An 18187-nucleotide genomic window follows, 5' to 3' on the forward strand; every position below is an offset into this window, starting at 1 on the left:
TAATCAATCAAAAGTATAAAATTTAATGAGCATACTTTCGCTTGCGAATATAATGTTGAAAAATAGCAAATATTAACACCAAACACAAAGGTAAAATTGTATTTATTAATTGCCATTTTAATTTTTCGGCGCGGACACGGGCACGATCCAATAAACGGATCTGGATCTCCTTTGTACGTAGCGCAATAAGGCCCGAATCATCGGTCATGTAATCGGCAATATTAAGCAATAAGTTCTTGTTACCAAAGGTTTGCTGGCTATAATGATCATACCCCAATGGATACGGAGAACCATCGGTACTTACCTGGTTTTTAAACACATCACCATCGCTTATCACAATCATTTTGGTGGCTCTACTTACCGGCAATTGCGGTATAGGCTCACCAATGCCATCAGGTACCGGCCTGTTTAGGAAATCCGAAGGGAACACACCCTCTAATAATACACCTACGGTTTTTGGCGTGCTCTGGAATTCCTTTGGATCGGGTTCCTGCTCTAATGCCTGCAACGATAGCAGTTTAGGCGTACTTAATTTTTTATTGTAGGGTGATGATGTTAGCAATACTGTTTCCTTAACGCCCTTTACCGCCAGCGTATCAATTGTACTCACAAACTCACCGCGAATACCATCCAGGTTTTTAACGATCGGATTTTTTGACTGCGGTATAAATACCGGATAAAACAACCACGGCACCATTTGTATCTGCGCCTGTCCGCCAACGCTGCCTGTACTTACCGGGATCTGCGCGCAATCAATATCAGCTATCAGGTCGTAATTGATACGAACACCATAAGTAAACAGCTGGTCGTCCAGGTTTAGTTGTTTCGGGAAGGCCATTTCCTCGCCACCATGGCCCTTCATGCTGTCAAGTTCGGCATTTATCTGGTCTATCGTCCATAAAACTTTACCGCCACGCATAATGTATTGGTCAAGCTTATATTTTTCCTGTTCGGTAAAAGGCTTATCAGGTTTTGGGATAACCAACAGCTTAATCCCTGTTAACCCGGCAAACGGGATAGTTTTCAGGTCAACCCTGCCCACATCAAAACCATCCGACAGCGATTTCATGGCATCCTCTATCTGCAGATCGCTTAGCTCGTTATGGCCTTCGGTAAAACCAATTTCGGGCTTGCCCCCACTGGTTACTTTTTTTATGGCTGATGAAAAAGCATACTCTAAATTTTGAATAGAGTTGTTAACGACTTCGTCATCAGACAAACCAATGCGCGATTGCATTAAATTAACCACGATCTGTTTACCCTGGTACTGCACCAAAGCCTCGGGGAACAGCAACAATTGCGAGATGCCGTTATCATTTTTCACACTGTAGCCCTGCCCAACTATGCCCTTAGCTTCTAAAGAATCATAAACCGCTTTTTGAGCGGTGTCCGGCAAGTTTTTGATATCAGCAATCGGGTCGACGATATCATAGGTCAGATTACCATGTGTATAGGCTTGCAGATCGCTCAACATATCGCGTGTTGAGTGTTGCAGCCGTTTGGCCCAAGATGGGAAATTATCGCCCTTTAAATAAACAGTAACTTTTATGGGTTGAGATAATCCGCCCATAATTTCACGACTGATTGGGGAAATGGTATAGCGTTTCTCTTTGGTAAAATCAAAACGGGTAAATGTTAGGGTTGAAATAATTGCCAATACTACCAGCACGCCTATCCATCCAAAAGTGAATTGATTGAATACTGTTTTTTGACGTTGCCTAAGCAATACGAACAGGGTTAACCAAAGGAAAATTCCGGCTAGAACGATAAAATAAACCAGGTCGCGGGTATCTAAAACACCCCGGCTTACGGATTGGTAATGTTCGGTAATGCCAAAGTTTTCTAACGTCAGGTTTTGAAGCGATAGTATCTGGCTTAAAGAATCAAAACCACTGTAGAAGAAAAAGCACAGGAACACCGCGATTGTAAAAGCGATGATCTGGTTTTTGCTGATAGATGATGCAAACAGACCAATAGCGGCAAATGATGCGCCTAATAAAAAAAGACCGATGTATGAACCGATAACGGCACCTGTATCAATATTGCCAACCGGGTTGCCCAAGCTGTAAACTGAATAGTAATAAACCAAGGTTGGTACCAGTGCGAACAAGATCAGTATTAAACTAGCCAGATATTTACCGATTACTATTTGCCAGTCGGTTAGCGGGCGGGTAAGTAACAGCTCGAAAGTACCTTCACGGCGTTCCTCGGCCAATGATCGCATGGTAATGGCCGGTACCAGGAACATGAACAAATAAGGCGCAGTACTGAATAAGCTATCCAAACCCGCATAGCCATAATCCAGGATGCTTGAATCGGGGAATACCCATAAAAAAAGGCCAAGTACAATTAAGAATACGCCAATGGTTACATAAGCCACCAGCGAGCTGAGATACGAGGTTATTTCTTTTTTTAGGATACTGTACATTTTATAAAATTAGCGCTTAAAAATTATATTTATAGGCGAGCCTTATTCCAATTGCACTCATGCTATAATCGTCGGTTGGAGTTTTAAAACCGCGTTCATATTTCACTCCAAAATCAATCAGGTTATGCTTATCAAAAGGAGCAGTTATACCGGCACCAGCCGACCAAATAAATGAGCTATACTCGTTATTACCATTGCTAATCACTTTTCCGTTTTCGTCGGTTACAATATTTCCGTTATTATCACCAAATCTTATGGCATCGCCTAATGTACCTGCAACGTAAACATATTTTACCAGGTAATATTGTAAACCGGCGGTTACAGGAATAAACCGGAAAGGTAATTGTTTATAGGTATTATTCGATTCAACAGTATTTGACTGGTTTACATTATAAAACATTACACCGGGTGTGGCCAAAACCTGTTTATCTCCAAAGCTTACAAAGCCAGCAGATAGCGTAACTTTAAGGTTTTTATATATCGGCTGTTCAAATTTAATATCAGCGCCTACGCCATCTTTATAAATATCGCGGGCATAATTGTTACTTGTATTTAATGGTAATAACAAATCGGGGCCTATACTGATAGCCGGCTTGTTATCCTGAGCTGCAACAAACAAACTTGCAAAACTTAGCAAGCATGCCAATAATAATTTAACATAAATTGATCTCATAATTATTAGATTTATGTTATCTATTCGTTAACTCGATAAAAATATTTTCTAACGATTTACCGTCGTTTTGATCGCGCAGGCCTTGCAAGCTGTCGTTTGCCACTATTTTGCCTTTATTAATGATGATCACATTATCGCACACAGCCTCAACCTCCTGCATAATGTGGGTACTTAACACAATGGTTTTGGTTTTACCCAATTCGGTTATCAGGTTTCGGATGCCGATCAATTGGTTTGGGTCGAGACCGGAAGTTGGTTCATCCAAAATCAGCACTTCGGGATTATGCAGGATGGCTTGTGCCAACCCTACTCTTTGGCGATAACCTTTAGATAGCTGACCAACTTTTTTATGCTGCTCAGGTCCTAAACCGGTTTGCTCAATAACTTCCGCAATATGTTTTTCAGGTGATGAAATTTTGTGGACACCCGCGATAAAGCCCAATGATTCTTTTACATACATGTCCAGGTAAAGCGAATTACTTTCGGGCAGGTAACCAATGTGTTTACGAACATCGAGTGATTGTTTTTCAACATCAAAACCGCAAACGGTAGCTGTGCCCGATGTTTGCGGGATGAAGCAGGTAAGTATCTTCATGGTGGTTGACTTGCCTGCGCCATTCGGTCCTAAAAAGCCAAGCACACCCGGCTCAGCCGAAAAAGAAATGCCATCAACTGCTTTTTGCTTACCGTAAATTTTGGTTAAGGATTCAACACGGATACTCATGGGGTAAAAATAGATTTTAGATTTGAGATATGAGACACGAGATTGAAGATTTTATCTTCGGTCTCCAATCACCTCAATTCACCTCCAAATTTACGCACAGGAATTTAAAAAAGTACTGACACTGTTTTGTCAGTACAGGGACAGCGGTTATTAAAATTGATACCTATAAGCCAAATTAACACCTAACTGAGATTCGGGGCTACTGTAATAAATGGTTTTATAGCCTGATTCAAAATTCAAACCGAAGTCTAGCGAATTATGCGCATCGAAAGGCAACAAAACACCAAAACCAAAGCCATAAATAAAGGATGTGTTTGCTACATAATTAGCCTTAAATGCGGCTCCGGCATCACCATCTACATAAAAATACCTGGAGTAATAATAACGCAGGCCTGCCTTTACAGGAATAAAATGATAAGACGGGTCAGATCCAGTATTACTGATCGTGCAAGCATCACATACAGGTGATGTAACAGGCTCTACAGTATATACCCTATTATCAGGAATTAATGCGGAATAACCTGCACTAAATTTCAGTTTTAAACTCTGCAATAGTGGCAATTCAACCTTGGCATCAAAGCCAACATTAGCCTTATAGTTTTTGAGTGGAAAACCCACATCTGTGCCTAAGCTCAATGCCGGTTGTGAAGACTGCGCTTTAACCAGCGTAAAGGCGGCTAAGTTGATAACTAAGAAACAAAAGAAAATCCTTTTCATGCTTATTGGATTAGGTTTATTTATCCAAATATGCACAGAAAATTTCAAATAAGTGCTGACATTATGTTGCCTGTATGGCTAATTACTTCTCAAAAACCACCAAATCTGCACTATCACCTAATTTCTCCAATGTTTCGGAGATTTCTTTAACCATCGGATTGATAGAGAGATATATTGCCTGTCCGGGAATAAAGGTAAATCCCATGGGTTTTTCAACCCGGTAATGGTTAACATCGTGCGTAACGGGATATATGGCTATAATTTTTACGGTATGCGGCATAATACAATGTTTTATAGTTAATTATTTTTCTGGGATTTTGTTTGAGGGGATAGCTATTTTGACTTTCTTGCAGTTTGACTCACACAGTTTTCATTCAGCCGCTCAACCTGCATCATTATTTTCACACTCTTTCCGCCACAGGCGAATAGAGTGTCGACAAGCGTAGCGGTGTCGGGGTGAGTATAAACGTTTATCAATTCTTACTTCCGCACTTCCCCGTTAAAAACTATATTTGCCCCTATTATGAGCAAAGCACCCGACGAACTTTTTAAAAATGTAATAGCACATGCTAAGGAATATGGTTTCGTATTCCCATCCAGCGAGATATATGATGGTTTAAGCGCGGTTTACGACTACGGGCAAATGGGCGCTGAGTTGAAAAACAACATTAAAACCTACTGGTGGAAAGCCATGGTGCAAATGAAGGATAACATTGTAGGGATTGACAGCGCCATATTTATGCACCCGAAGATCTGGAAAGCAAGCGGCCACGTGGATGGTTTCAGCGATCCGATGATAGATAATAAAGACTCTAACAAACGTTATCGCGCCGATCAGTTATTGGAAGATAAGATAGCAAAATATGATACGGATGGCCAGACTGATAAAGCTGAAACTTTACAGCATGACATGGACGAGGCGCTTAAAAATGAAGACCTGCCCCGTTTAAAAGAGCTGATCATCGAACATAAAATTGCCTGCCCTATCAGCGGAACAGTTAACTGGACAGATGTTCGCCAGTTTAACCTGATGTTCAGTACCCAGATGGGGGCCGTGGCTGATGATGCTGATGTGGTTTACCTTCGCCCGGAAACCGCGCAGGGTATATTTGTGAATTATTTGAACGTGCAAAAATCAGGCAGGATGAAAATCCCGTTTGGTATAGCGCAAATTGGTAAAGCTTTCCGTAATGAGGTTATTGCAAGACAGTTCATTATCCGGATGCGCGAGTTTGAACAAATGGAGATGCAATTTTTTGTTCGCCCCGGCACACAGGCTCAATGGTTTGATAAATGGAAACAAGCCCGCCTCGACTGGCATTTGGCTTTGGGTACCGATGTAAATAAATATCGTTTCCACGAGCACGTAAAACTGGCGCACTATGCCGATGCCGCTTTTGATATTGAATTTGAATTCCCATTCGGTTTTAAGGAGGTTGAAGGTATCCACAGCCGTACCGACTTTGATTTGAGCCAGCACCAGAAATTCTCGGGTAAAAAAATGCAATATTTTGATCCGGAACTGGATGAAAGCGGCAAGCCTTACGGTAACTATATCCCTTACGTTATTGAAACCTCGATCGGGTTAGACCGTATGTTTTTACTAACGATGATCAATGCTTTTGAGGAAGAAGACCTGAGCACCGAAGAAAAACAGGATAGCCGCAGTGTATTACGCTTACACCCTTGCCTTGCGCCGGTAAAAGCTGCCATATTCCCGCTGACTAAAAAAGACGGTTTGCCTGAAAAGGCCCGTGAGATAATGGATAGCCTGAAGACAGACTTCAACTTGCAATATGAGGAAAAGGATGCTATCGGCAAGCGTTACCGTCGCCAGGATGCAATTGGTACACCTTTCTGCATCACGGTGGATCATCAGACTTTAGAAGATAATACCGTAACCATCCGCTACCGCGATAAAATGGACCAGGAGCGCATTGCCGCCGATGACCTGCGCAAAATTATTGGCGATATGGTGAGCTGGAGAAACCTGCTGGGATAGTTCAATGGTTCATTAGTTAATGATATCTGTTGAACACCACAACAAAAAATCCCCCGAAGTAACTTCGGGGGATTTTTTGTTGATGCAGGTAAGGGTGAAATCTCCACCAATAACTAATGAACTATTGAATAAACTAATTATTCACCGGATTATCACCTGTATGCAGTGTACCATTTTTATATAGTGTTGGGTCAACCTTTTTGGTATCACCCTGGTAAACCCATACAATGTTGCCTATATATTTATTAAAAGCATTATTTATATCGGCAAGCGTTACTTTTTTCACATTGTCAATCAGTGTTAATGATTTTCTCCAGTCATTAAATAACACCTCGTTTGCCACAATTGATCCGGCCTGCGCGCCGTTGGTTTCGTTTTTATAATAAAACCCGGTAAGGTAAGCTACTTTTTTATCAGCCAGTTCAGCCGCCGTAAAACCATGGTGCTTGGTGCTGTCAACAAGTTTATCAAACACGGCTATGTATTTATTAGGCATGGTTGTAGACACAGAGAATTTAGCCACTGATACCGAACCCGGGCTAAACCATGCTTGCGGAGCATAAGAAAGCCCGTTATTGGTACGGATATCCAAAAAATGCCTGTCGGCGAATATGCGCATCGCTATCTGGAAAGCATAATAATCCGGCGCGCTTACTTCCGGGCCGCTGGTTACACCCTCAACATAATTAGTTGCCAGTTCTTTTGATTCCTCGTTAAATGAATTATTGTATACCCTAAAGAAAGAATCTTTCATAACATAAGGCGCGCCTTTTTTAATTGGAGATATCAAAGATCTAACCTTGCTTTCGATCTCGGCCTGGCTTATATCTCCAACAACAACAATAAACATGCGCGATTTTGTTAATACAGAATTGTAATAAGCTTTAGCTTCAGCCGCAGTTAGTCCATTTATAATTTCAGGTGTGCCTTGCGGCTCTTTGGCATAATCACGCCCGGCAAATGCTATCTTGTTAGCCATTTTATCTATCGATGCATCCGGTTGAGATTCTTCTGAACGAAGATCATTTATGGCATCTTGTTTAATACGTGAAAACTCTGTAGTATCAAATTTTGGCTCATCGATCGCTTCAGTATATAAACCCCAAACGGTATCAAAATCAGATTTTACGCAACTCATATTGATTGTTGCATAATCCTTACCCGCATGCCCATCTATAGATGCGCTAACCTTATCCAAAGCATTTTTAAAGCTGTTTTTATCATGCTTTAATGTACCACACTCGGTTAAAGCGCGCATAGCCATGGTTTCAATGCCCATTTTACTAGCTGGATAAGTATCAACGCCACCCCTTATTACCGTTTGTATCTCTATAATGTTATTGCCGCTGGGCTGTACAACCACCTTTACACCATCAACCATGGTTTCGTAAGCCTTATTTTGTGCCATTGCCGGCTTTATGCTTCCTGTTGCCGCTATAATCAGCAGGCTATATATATATTTCTTCATGTGTGATAAAATTTAGATTATTGCGCCGCAAAAAACGAAGCTGCATTAACTGTTTTATTTAGTTCAGGATTAATTACTATACCACCAACAAATGGTTTACCAACTATATAAGTGTCAAGGTACCTTTTAATGTCCTCGCGGGTTACTTTCTGATAATTATCAGTATTGTCGGTATAATAATTTAATGAGGTACTCGCCCAATCAAAACTTAACTGACTTGGCAGGCTTGATGGTTTTTCTTTGGCATATTCATCGCTGCGGAGTAAAATAGCTTTGGCATCTTTTAATTGTTCATCTGTATAATAGTCAGCCTGGCTCCACATGTTTATTTGTTTGTTCAGCTCGTAATAGCATTCCTTAACTTTATTAGGGTTCGGAATTACACTTACACTTATTGGGCCTGTATACCTGCTGGTATTGTATTCAAGGCTCACGCTACTTGCCAAACCTTTATCAACTAAGGCCTGCTGTAATTTTGAAGCATTTAAGCCAACTATGGTTGAAAATACATCCGCAGCAATAGTTGATGCTGAATCAGTTTCATATGATGGGCCCTGCCATTCATACATAATGTATGGCACGCGTGAAATGCTAGATTCCTGTACAAACAGGTCGGTTTTGGCAATCGGTTTAAATTTAGGTATCGGATACTTGGTTATGGGATCAAAACCACTGCTTTCCCAGCTGCCAAATATTTTTTCGGCCATGGCAAAAGCTTCTTCATGTTTTACATCGCCGCAGATAGTAAGCAAGCTATTGTTAGGAAAGTAATATTTATTTTTGATCACCATCATCTTTTCGGGTGTGGCTGTATTGATAATGTCGTGGATACCTATCGGGTTTTTACGGGTGAACAGATCGCCCCAAACCTTTTTATTTACAGAAATGTATAATTGCGCAAACGGGTTACTCTCCATACGTTGAAACTCGCCATCAACCACTACACGCTCCTTTTTCATATCCTCAACACGATATATCGGGAAACGGATTGCTGCATTTAAGAATTTCAAACCCTGATATAAGCTATCTGTATCAAACGTGAAAAAGTAATTTACACGTTCGTTACCGGTTGTACCGTTCCATATAGCGCCAAGTTCCTGGGTACGTTTTAAGAATTGTGCCTGGGTTGGGTAATCCTTATTGGCTTTAAAGAACATGTGTTCGAAAAGGTGGGATAAACCGTTGTAAACAGAATCTTCGGTGAAGGAACCGTTTTTTACAGCTATCTCGATGGTAGCCAATGGCACCTTGCTGTTTTCAATTACCACAACCTGTAATCCGTTGGGTAACTGTTTCCAGTAATAGCCTGCCGGGAGCCGAAGCTGGGCAAAAGATCCTGCCGCGATCAACAGCAAAGCTGTACATAAGGTAACGCTTTTAATAATTTTTGAGATCATATTGAAGGGTTTAGTTAAGAGTTATAAATATAGCAGTATTTAATAAATAGCGTATATTTTTTAACATAAGACGAATAATATATACCTGTGTTACAACTCAACAAAACAAAAAAGGCAACCGTTATAAAACGGTTGCCTTAACTTATGAGTTACATTCGATTAGCTGTATTGAATATCCAAAGTAATTGGCGCATTCAAAACTTTTGAAATGATACAATTAGTTTTTGCACCTTCGGCAACCTCTTTAAATTTATCTTCAGACACACCGTCAATTGCTGAACCAACTAATGATAAGTGAATGCCGGTGATTTGTAATGCCTGCATATCCAATTCTAAAACTGCTTCAGTATTCAAATCGCCCGGGGTAAAGCCAGCTTGGGTTAAAGCTGCACCAACTGCCATGGTAAAGCAACCTGCATGCGCTGCTGCGATCAATTCTTCGGGGTTAGTACCAATACCATCCTGGAAACGGGTTTTAAATGAATACTGGGTGTTGTTTAATATTGTGCTTTGGGTTGTTATTTCGCCTTTACCATCGGTTAAGGTACCGTTCCAATGAGCTTTTGCTGTACGTTTCATAATTATTGTTTTTTATTAGTTTTTGTTGAGTAAAATTAAGCTTTTGTTTGATAGTTGTATATTGATAATATCTATAGCTTATAGACTATTTATGCCATTTGGCTCGCTCATATTGAACCGGCCATTTAACTTCATGATTAAGTACATGTGCCGCGCGCAATGGAAAATACGGGTCGCGTAATAACTCGCGTGCAAAGAATACCATATCTGCATGGCCATTTTGAATAATGCTATCGGCTTGCAATGGCTCGGTTATCATACCCACTGCGCCGGTTAATATATCAGCCTCTTTACGAACCTGCTCTGAAAATTGAACCTGGTAACCCGGGCCAACCGGAATTTTAGCTGCCGCGACATTACCTCCGGTTGAACAATCAACCAAATCAACGCCTTTTTCTTTTAATATTTTAGCCAAAGCAGCAGAGTCGTCGCCTGTCCAGCCGCCTTCGGTCCAGTCTGTGGCAGAAATTCGTACAAATATCGGCAGGTCTTCAGGCCAAATTTCCTGTACAGATGCTAACACCTCCAGCAAAAACCTGATCCGGTTTTCAAATGAACCGCCGTATTTATCTGTGCGCTTGTTACTGATCGGAGATAAAAACTCATGGATCAAATACCCGTGCGCACCATGCAGTTCAACTACTTTAAAACCCGCTTTTAACGCCCTTGATGATGCTGCCTTGAAATCGGCTTTAATTTTCTCTATCCCTGCCTTATCTAATTCAGTCGGTGCAATTTCGCCTTCGGTAAATGGAACGGCACTTGGACCAAAGGTTTCCCAGCCACCTGGTTGATCTGATTTTAATTGCTCATTTCCTTTCCAGGGTATTTCATGGCTTGCCTTTCTGCCCGCATGAGCCAATTGAATACCTGCAACAGCGCCGTGTTCGTTTAAAAAACCCGTGATCTGTTTTAGCTTTTCGATGTGCTCATCTTTGTAGATACCCAGGTCATGTGCTGTGATACGGCCCTCGGGCGATACCGCTGTTGCTTCCGTTATGATTAACGCCGCCCCGCCTACTGCCCTGCTGCCCAAATGCACCAGGTGCCAGTCGTTAGCAAAACCGTCCTCGCTGGAGTATTCGCACATAGGCGATACTACGATGCGGTTTTTAAATTCGATACTTTTTATTTTTAAAGGAGAAAACAAATGTGCCATGATGTTCTTTTTGTACAAATATGGAATTAACAACGGGGTAAAAATTCATGCCTTTGTAAAATACAATTTACAAAGGCCGCCCGATCTTAAATGTTTAAACCAATATATTTGTTTTACAAACACTACATTATGACAAACGAGAAAAACTATGTTGACCTTGCTATTAGTGATGGCTCGGAAATGGCAGCCTACATCGCTTTACCAGAAAACCTTCAGCCAAATACCCCTGCAATTATTTTAATACAGGAAGCCTTTGGTGTAAACCACCACATGCGTAATGTTGCAGATCATTTTGCAAAAGTCGGTTACGTGGTTATAACTCCTGAAATCTTCCACCGTACCGCGCCAAAATATTTTGAAGGCCCTTATGATAACTTTCAAGCCGTAATGCCGCATTACCAGGCCATAACTAACGAAGGCTTAGAGGCTGACCTGAAAGCAAGCTTCGATTGGCTTACCAAACAAGTTGATGTTGATACCGGCAAAGTATTCAGCATTGGTTATTGCTTAGGCGGCAGGGTATCATTTTTAGCCAATGCCGTGCTACCGTTAAAAGCTGCAGTATCCTACTATGGCGGAGGTATTGATCAAATTGCTGATAGAGCGAAAGATCTGCATAGCAGGCATTTATTCTTTTGGGGTGGAAAGGATACCCATATATCTGACGAAGCGATCAATAAAACCTTAAAAAGTTTAGATGAGGCAGGTAAAGATTATATCAACGTAAAAATTTCATTTGCTGAACACGGGTTTAGCTGCAATGAAAGGCCATCTTACAATAAACAAGCTTCGGATGATGCTTTGGCTTTAACATTGGCTTTCCTGCAAAACAGTTAGGGAGAATAGAGATAAGATATAAGAGTCGAGAGTCAAGACAGGTTGAGTAATACCATCAATTTTTTGTCTTGTTTCTTGACTCTTGGTTCTTGCCTCTATATAAACTATCTTTACTAAAAACAATACTGCTAAGTATGACATCGTACACCACCCTAATCATATTAAGCGGACTGGTAATATTTTCCTATTTGTTTGAACTTATTAGTGGGAAGACAAAAATACCATCAGTAATCCTGCTGATGTGCCTTGGCATCGGCATAAAACAGGTGCTGGACTATTTTAATTTTACTGCACTCAACTTCGGTAATATTTTACCAACACTTGGTACGCTTGGCCTTGTGCTGATCGTATTTGAGGGAGCACTTGAGTTGCGTTACAGCAAGGATAAAAATGCTGTAATTACAAAATCATTCTTTTCAGCATTGATAATTTTACTGGTTACATCTGTTGTAATCACCTTTATTATTCAATATATCAGCGGGCAGGATTTTTACCATTGTTTTATCAATTCCATCCCTTTTTGCGTGATCAGTTCGGCAGTGGCCATACCGGCTGCAGCCAATATGAGTAAGGAGAAAAGGGAATTTATTGTTTATGAATCTTCTTTCTCCGATATACTCACCGTAGTGTTGTTTAACTTTATGGTGAATAACAGGCGGATCAGTTTCATATCCTTCACCAAGTTAGGCGCGGAGTTAGGTATTATCACCGTAGTGGTAATCGGGTCATGTTTATTACTGTTGTATTTGATTGGCCGGCTGAGCCATCATGTAAAATCGTTCCTGGTTATCTCTATTTTGATCCTGGTGTATTCAATCGGGCAGATGTTCCATTTGTCATCCCTTATCATTGTTTTAGCCTTAGGCTTATTCCTGAATAATGCCAGCCAGATCAAATTTCCGCCATTTAGAAAATACTTCCTTTACCCTAAACTACGCTATGATATAAAGCAGCTTTTCCAGCTATCTGCAGAAAGCGCGTTTTTAATGCGGACCTTCTTTTTCATTATGTTCGGCTATACGATGGATATTTACCAGTTGCAAAACTGGTCGGTATTGCTTTGCGGAGGTGCCATGTTAATAGGTATTTATTTGGTGAGGTTCATCTATATTAAGCTGGTATCAAAAACCGATCTGATGCCTGAGCTGGTGCTGATACCAAGAGGATTGATCAGCGTACTTTTGTTTTACAGTTTGCCACCTGACCTGAAAATCAAAGGCGTGGAAACAGGGTTACTGTTCGTGGTGATATTAGGGACAAGTATAATTTTAAGTTTAGGTTTGCTGGTTACCAAAAGGCAAGCAATAACTACCAGGCAAGGCAATAACAATTTTGAAAGCTAATCATTGCTTTTATCTCCTCTTTTCACTAATAACAATTCATCACCATCCAAAAGAAGACATCCATATTCATAGCAAAAATGATAACGCTTATCGTTTTTCGTTTGGTAGATACTGGTAAAATAGTCGAAATCAAACCCTTTAACCAACATTTTTTCCCGCGTGGTTTTTGTTTTCCCTGATGGATTCAACTCTTCCATAATCCGGCGGTTGCGGCGCAGGATATTATTGATATTCCTGATCAGGTTGTAACTACTGCTGTTTAGCTGGTTATTATAATTATTGCGGCACATATCATTACAAAACTTTTTATCTGCACGGCCGTGGATCACTTCGCCACAATCCAAACAATATTTTTCGGTATTCATAAAGCTAATCTAAACAATTAATTATCCGTTTGCAAACGCTTACAAACGGGAACTGTCGACTATAAGCACTTAGTAACCGACTAAACTTTGCCGCTATCCACACCTTTGTATCAAGCAATAACGAAAAGATAAAATTTAGTAAGCAACATGAATACATTAAAAAACAGCGTGCGTCTGGTAGGAAACCTGGGCATGGATCCGGAAGTAAGAAATTTTGATGGTAATAAAAAACTAACCCGTTTGTCAATAGCTACTAATGAAAGTTATAAGAATGATAAAGGCGAAAAGATAACCGATACACAATGGCATTATTTAGTTTTTTGGGGCGCGCAGGCAAAGCTTGCCGAAGATTATTTAAAGAAAGGCGATGAAGTAGCTGTTGAAGGTAAATTAGCAAGCCGTAGCTACACTGATAAAGATGGAAATAAACGCTTTGTAACTGAAGTTGTAGTAAATGAATTTTTAAAAATGAATAAGCAAGCTTAAAATATTTGTACCTATCCTTATCACCAGCCGTGAGAGATTTTATAATCTCTTTCGGCTTTAAACAAAATAAGAATACCCTTACGAGGCCGTAAGGGTATTATGCAACTCTATATATGAATTGTACTGTTAAACTATGGTAACAAATGTATTAGTCAAGTAATTTCTTACCGCGCAATACAAGCGTTCTAACGATCATGAATACCGGAAGTGCTACTACCAGTCCTTCAATAAGAAATGTGCTATTCATTTTGTTAGGTATTAATATTAGGTTAATTTTGATTTGCTGAAACAATGCAAATACTATTCCCGTTTAAGCAATATACGATTGTATTGACTGCTAGGGTACTTCAATAGTTTAAATGGATAAAATGAATATTTAACCGGGTATTTATTACCTCAAAACACGTACTTTTTTACCCGAAGCGAGTACAAAATTCCACTATATTCTTTATAGCTCTAATGTTATAATTAAAAAATCAACGCTATATTAAAATTAAAACTAAGGTGTTGATAAAGCTACAGGCAAAACTTTACCGTTAAAAAACTGGTGCCCGGTTAATGCAAAGTCAGCAACATATTTTCCCATTTCAAAGGCCATTACCGGAGATTGATAACCTGGGAAAGCTTTCTCCAACATTTCAGTTTGCGCTGAACCTAAAGCCAGGCAATTTACTTTAATGCATAGTTCTGTTAACTCCTGTGCTAAGCACTCTGTTAATGTATGTAATGCGGACTTACTTGCCGAATACGCAGATAGTCCTAAAAATTTTGAACTTCCCTGGAAACCGCCCATACTACCAATATTTACAATATGCGAACCAGAAGGCATAAACTTTAACACATGCTGTATCATACGCACATGACCAATAAAATTACTCTGCAACATTTCCACAAAATCAGTTTCCAATAACTCAACAAATGGTTTATTGATCAATACACCAGCATTATTTATTAGTGCATCAACCTGGCCATCAAAATTTGTAGTGATAAATTGTTGCAGGCTATCGTAATCATCGTGTACGATATCAAAAGCAATAGCATAAAGGCTACACTCGGGATTAAGGTTATTGGCAATCTCCAGCAAGCGCTCCAATTTATCCTGCGAACGGGCCAGCGCGATAACTTTATGCTTACCTGATAGTATTAATTCAATTACTGTTTCAAACCCAACGCCGCTGCTGGCACCTGTTATAATGATGTTCATAAACCCGATCCTGAATTACAAATGCTAAAATATTAAATTTTGCTCAATCGGGTGCTTTATTAAATATAACCCATCATTGATCAGCTTCATTAATTCCGGTTCGGTTGCTGCCTTATTTTCCAGGAAAGCCCTGATCTCAGCCGCTAATACTTGTTCCGCATCTTCATGGTCAAGTAACTCTAAAATTTCCAAAGCGCAAAGCCAGTCATCATGATGATTAGTTTGCAATACATGCCATACATTACCTAAAAAGCCAAGATCGCCACCGATATACCTGCGGTTGCGCACCTGCTGGTATAATTGATGCAATTCAATAGTTCGCACATCATATTGCACATGGTGCGTGCCTGTTGCTGATTTATGTGCCACTTCAATAAATTCGTCCTTATCCGCAGCACCACAAAAAACAGAAATTATTTTGTAGCCAACTGCCATATCATAAACACCCCAGGCAGGATCAAACAGCACCTCTCCTTTTTTATTCTTCACAAAACAATCAATAAAAGTGATCAGTTGAATTTTATCTTCATTTATAGTAATTGTTTTTATAACACCGCTTACGGTTATGCCGCTCTCAAAATCCAATATAGTACTTTCGCCATTTATTATGCCTGCAACATCTAACTCGCCTGTCGAGAAATCCTCTAATGGTTTTTCATGACCCTTTAATTTTCCAACCGGTGAACTGAACCCGTCTTTATGATAATCTTTACCGTGCCCGTAAAGCTGTCTGTTATTAAATGCTAAAGCACTTGGCCCTGTTGTATTTATAAAATAAGGCTCGTTGCTTTTATCTACCTTAAACTCCGAAATTGTACCGCTAACTTGTAAGCCCGAGCTATAAACCACAGTACAAGTATTTTTGCTATCGACTGCTTTTTTTAACCCTGCAGCCCCGCCTATTCTAAATGCCATGGTATCAGCATATTGTTCCAGCACATGAATCAGGTTTTGAAAGCTTGGGGTTACAAATAATTGCGGCTGCGGCTTAGTAATATCATATGGGTATTTTATTGCCCCAATATCATACCAAAGCTTTTTAACATGCTTTGTCATACAGCTAACACTTTCACCAATGGATGAAAGCAGCCCTGCGCCATATATTTTAGGCTCTTCCAAAGTTCCTATTAAGCCATATTCAACAGTCCACCAATGCAGGCGGCTTAGCAGTGCCATTTCGGATGGCTCGCCCATATTTTCCTGTTGCCAGGCAACTAAATCTTCTGCCTTTTTAAGCTCGTCCTCATTTGCATCGGGCATTTCTTTTAGGATCGATAGCGCGCGGATAGCTTCGTAAAGATCAAAATCCTGGGCAGAGAACATAGCCTTAGCCCCTATCGATCCGAAATAACTTAAATATTGATGATAGTCATAATCGGCAATAATTGGCGCATGGCCTGCAGATTCATGGATAATGTCTGGTGCAGGCGTATACTCAATATGATTCAGCTGACGGATATCCGCCGCAATAACCAGTACTTTATAAGCCTGGTACTCCATAAACGCGGCAGGCGGAATAAAGCCATCAACAGTTACCGCGCCCCAACCTATTTTGGCAAGGGCTTCATTCATGTCCTGAAGGTTTGGAATTTTCTCTATTGAAAGTCCGGCTTTTGTTAGTCCGGGAATATAAGGGTAATACGCGATATCTTTCAAATAGCTGTAATTCTGTCGCATAACATACCGCCAAACGGCATGGTCTACTGGGGTGTAATGCTCGTAGTTTTGCTCAACAATAAACTGTTTTAAATGTGCAGGCAATGCTGCAACCTGCGGGTTGCCGAAATCATTAAAAGAAGCCATTGGTCAATCGGTTTATAAAAAGTGCAAATTAAGAAAATAGCTTTACTATTCCTTAATTTCCTCTGCTTTTGGCAGGCCTTTTTGTAAACTATCCGGGCGCAGCAGGTAATAAATACCGGTTAACGCTACTAACAATGATATTAGATAAAATGAGATGCTTAAAAATATACCCAGGCTGGCATCAACATGAAAAAAGCCTGCCGATTTAGTAAACACAAATTCGCGGGCACCTGCACCACCAATAGTAATTGGCACTACTGCCGCTAACGCCGACACGAGGAATGCCAGTAAATAAGGGGCGAATTTGCCGGAAAAATCCTGGCTTAACAAGATCATGATAATTGTTAAAACCTGGCAACCTTGTACTACGATAGCTTTGGCGTGGCCTTTAAAAAAGTGTTTGCCAAACTCGCTGAAGAACACTTTTACAACAATGTAATAAGCAATACTCCCCACCACAAAAATACTTGCAGGTATGGCTATGTTGATAGGTATTTGAGGAATAAATATTTTAAGGCAAACGATGATCAATCCTATTGCCCACAAACCGCTCAACCTGTCAAATAAGATAGCCCAAAATACTTTTTTGGCTGATAAATTATAAGTTTTATTAAGTAGCCAGATCTTATAACCATCGCCGCCGATACCGCCCGGTAAAAGGAAATTGTAAAATATTCCTAACAGGTATAACCTAAAATTGAATCTTGGATCGAGCCTTAGGTTAATTGATTTGAAAAAACTTAGTAAACGCCACGACGAGGCAACCATCGATGCGAAATAAAACACCACACCGGCAAGTATCCACCAGTAATTGGCATGTACCATTCGCGCAGTAACTTTGTTAAAATCAACCTTACTGAACACATAATAAAGGAGCGCCCCGGTGATAACAAATTTTAATACGGTTTTTATAACGTTCCAAAGCTTATCCTTAAGGGTTTTAGGTTTAACTTCTTCGCTAACTTCCTCAACTATGGATTCTTCAATATTTGCCATGCGCAT

The 18187-nt window shown here is 40.2% G+C and carries 17 protein-coding genes; 4 read left to right on the forward strand and 13 right to left on the reverse strand.

Annotation, left to right across the window (positions count from 1 at the left end; all coding sequences use genetic code 11):
* Positions 1-22: 22 nt before the first annotated feature.
* From gldG to ACYZ0U_RS14855, 5 genes are all read right to left on the reverse strand, one after another.
* The gene (gene gldG, locus ACYZ0U_RS14835) at positions 23-2428 is read right to left on the reverse strand and encodes a gliding motility-associated ABC transporter substrate-binding protein GldG (RefSeq protein WP_461453321.1); all 2406 of its coding nucleotides are present in this window, start codon (positions 2426-2428) and stop codon (positions 23-25) included.
* A 16-nt stretch (positions 2429-2444) separates the two neighbouring features.
* Positions 2445-3101 carry a hypothetical protein gene (locus ACYZ0U_RS14840; RefSeq protein WP_461453322.1) on the reverse strand — a complete coding sequence of 219 codons (657 nt, stop codon included), beginning with the start codon at positions 3099-3101 and terminating at the stop codon, positions 2445-2447.
* 16 nt (positions 3102-3117) lie between these two features.
* Entirely contained in the window at positions 3118-3825 is a 708-nt protein-coding gene (locus ACYZ0U_RS14845) for an ATP-binding cassette domain-containing protein (protein WP_461453323.1), read from the reverse strand.
* 150 nt (positions 3826-3975) lie between these two features.
* Positions 3976-4542 carry a hypothetical protein gene (locus ACYZ0U_RS14850; protein WP_461453324.1) on the reverse strand — a complete coding sequence of 189 codons (567 nt, stop codon included), beginning with the start codon at positions 4540-4542 and terminating at the stop codon, positions 3976-3978.
* An 82-nt stretch (positions 4543-4624) separates the two neighbouring features.
* Positions 4625-4822, reverse strand: coding sequence for a hypothetical protein (locus tag ACYZ0U_RS14855; RefSeq protein WP_461453325.1), 198 nt, complete (start codon positions 4820-4822; stop codon positions 4625-4627).
* A 243-nt stretch (positions 4823-5065) separates the two neighbouring features.
* Between ACYZ0U_RS14855 and ACYZ0U_RS14860 the strand changes: the two genes are divergently transcribed.
* Positions 5066-6544, forward strand: a complete 1479-nt coding sequence (locus ACYZ0U_RS14860; protein WP_461453326.1) for a glycine--tRNA ligase — start codon at positions 5066-5068, stop codon at positions 6542-6544.
* Between the two features lie 133 nt (positions 6545-6677).
* Here the strand turns inward: ACYZ0U_RS14860 and ACYZ0U_RS14865 are convergent, their stop codons facing one another.
* The 4 genes from ACYZ0U_RS14865 to namA all read right to left on the reverse strand — a co-directional run bounded on the left by ACYZ0U_RS14865 (position 6678) and on the right by namA (position 11147).
* Positions 6678-8012, reverse strand: a complete 1335-nt coding sequence (locus ACYZ0U_RS14865) for a M16 family metallopeptidase (protein ID WP_461453327.1) — start codon at positions 8010-8012, stop codon at positions 6678-6680.
* Positions 8013-8029: 17 nt separating this feature from the next.
* The gene (locus ACYZ0U_RS14870) at positions 8030-9409 is read right to left on the reverse strand and encodes a M16 family metallopeptidase (protein ID WP_461453328.1); all 1380 of its coding nucleotides are present in this window, start codon (positions 9407-9409) and stop codon (positions 8030-8032) included.
* Between the two features lie 159 nt (positions 9410-9568).
* Positions 9569-9988, reverse strand: a complete 420-nt coding sequence (locus tag ACYZ0U_RS14875; protein ID WP_461453329.1) for an OsmC family protein — start codon at positions 9986-9988, stop codon at positions 9569-9571.
* Between the two features lie 85 nt (positions 9989-10073).
* Positions 10074-11147 (reverse strand): NADPH dehydrogenase NamA, encoded by a 1074-nt coding sequence (gene namA / locus ACYZ0U_RS14880; RefSeq protein ID WP_461453330.1) that lies wholly within the window; start codon positions 11145-11147, stop codon positions 10074-10076.
* Positions 11148-11276: 129 nt separating this feature from the next.
* On the opposite strand from namA, the gene ACYZ0U_RS14885 reads away from it, so the two are divergent.
* The gene (locus ACYZ0U_RS14885) at positions 11277-11984 is read left to right on the forward strand and encodes a dienelactone hydrolase family protein (protein ID WP_461453331.1); all 708 of its coding nucleotides are present in this window, start codon (positions 11277-11279) and stop codon (positions 11982-11984) included.
* 134 nt (positions 11985-12118) lie between these two features.
* A complete protein-coding gene (locus tag ACYZ0U_RS14890) occupies positions 12119-13327 on the forward strand; it encodes a cation:proton antiporter domain-containing protein (RefSeq protein WP_461453332.1) in 1209 nt (402 codons plus the stop codon).
* Here ACYZ0U_RS14890 and ACYZ0U_RS14895 read toward each other — a convergent pair.
* Positions 13324-13692: a hypothetical protein gene (locus ACYZ0U_RS14895; RefSeq protein WP_461453333.1), complete on the reverse strand. Its 369-nt coding sequence runs from the start codon at positions 13690-13692 to the stop codon at positions 13324-13326. The two genes, ACYZ0U_RS14890 and ACYZ0U_RS14895, sit on opposite strands and share 4 nt — an antisense overlap.
* A 147-nt stretch (positions 13693-13839) precedes the next feature.
* Here ACYZ0U_RS14895 and ACYZ0U_RS14900 point away from each other — a divergent pair, with 147 nt between their 5' ends.
* Positions 13840-14178: a single-stranded DNA-binding protein gene (locus tag ACYZ0U_RS14900; RefSeq protein ID WP_461453334.1), complete on the forward strand. Its 339-nt coding sequence runs from the start codon at positions 13840-13842 to the stop codon at positions 14176-14178.
* A gap of 499 nt (positions 14179-14677) precedes the next feature.
* Here the strand turns inward: ACYZ0U_RS14900 and ACYZ0U_RS14905 are convergent, their stop codons facing one another.
* From ACYZ0U_RS14905 to ACYZ0U_RS14915, 3 genes are read right to left on the reverse strand one after another with little or no spacing between them, the layout of a single operon-like run.
* Positions 14678-15382 (reverse strand): SDR family NAD(P)-dependent oxidoreductase, encoded by a 705-nt coding sequence (locus tag ACYZ0U_RS14905; RefSeq protein ID WP_461453335.1) that lies wholly within the window; start codon positions 15380-15382, stop codon positions 14678-14680.
* Between the two features lie 24 nt (positions 15383-15406).
* Positions 15407-17185 carry an aromatic amino acid hydroxylase gene (locus tag ACYZ0U_RS14910; RefSeq protein ID WP_461453336.1) on the reverse strand — a complete coding sequence of 593 codons (1779 nt, stop codon included), beginning with the start codon at positions 17183-17185 and terminating at the stop codon, positions 15407-15409.
* Positions 17186-17230: 45 nt separating this feature from the next.
* Positions 17231-18181 (reverse strand): lysylphosphatidylglycerol synthase transmembrane domain-containing protein, encoded by a 951-nt coding sequence (locus ACYZ0U_RS14915; RefSeq protein ID WP_461453337.1) that lies wholly within the window; start codon positions 18179-18181, stop codon positions 17231-17233.
* Between the last annotated feature and the right edge of the window lie 6 nt (positions 18182-18187).

This window comes from Mucilaginibacter sp. (assembly GCF_965225845.1).
In the GTDB taxonomy this organism is placed as follows: Bacteria; Bacteroidota; Bacteroidia; order Sphingobacteriales; family Sphingobacteriaceae; genus Mucilaginibacter.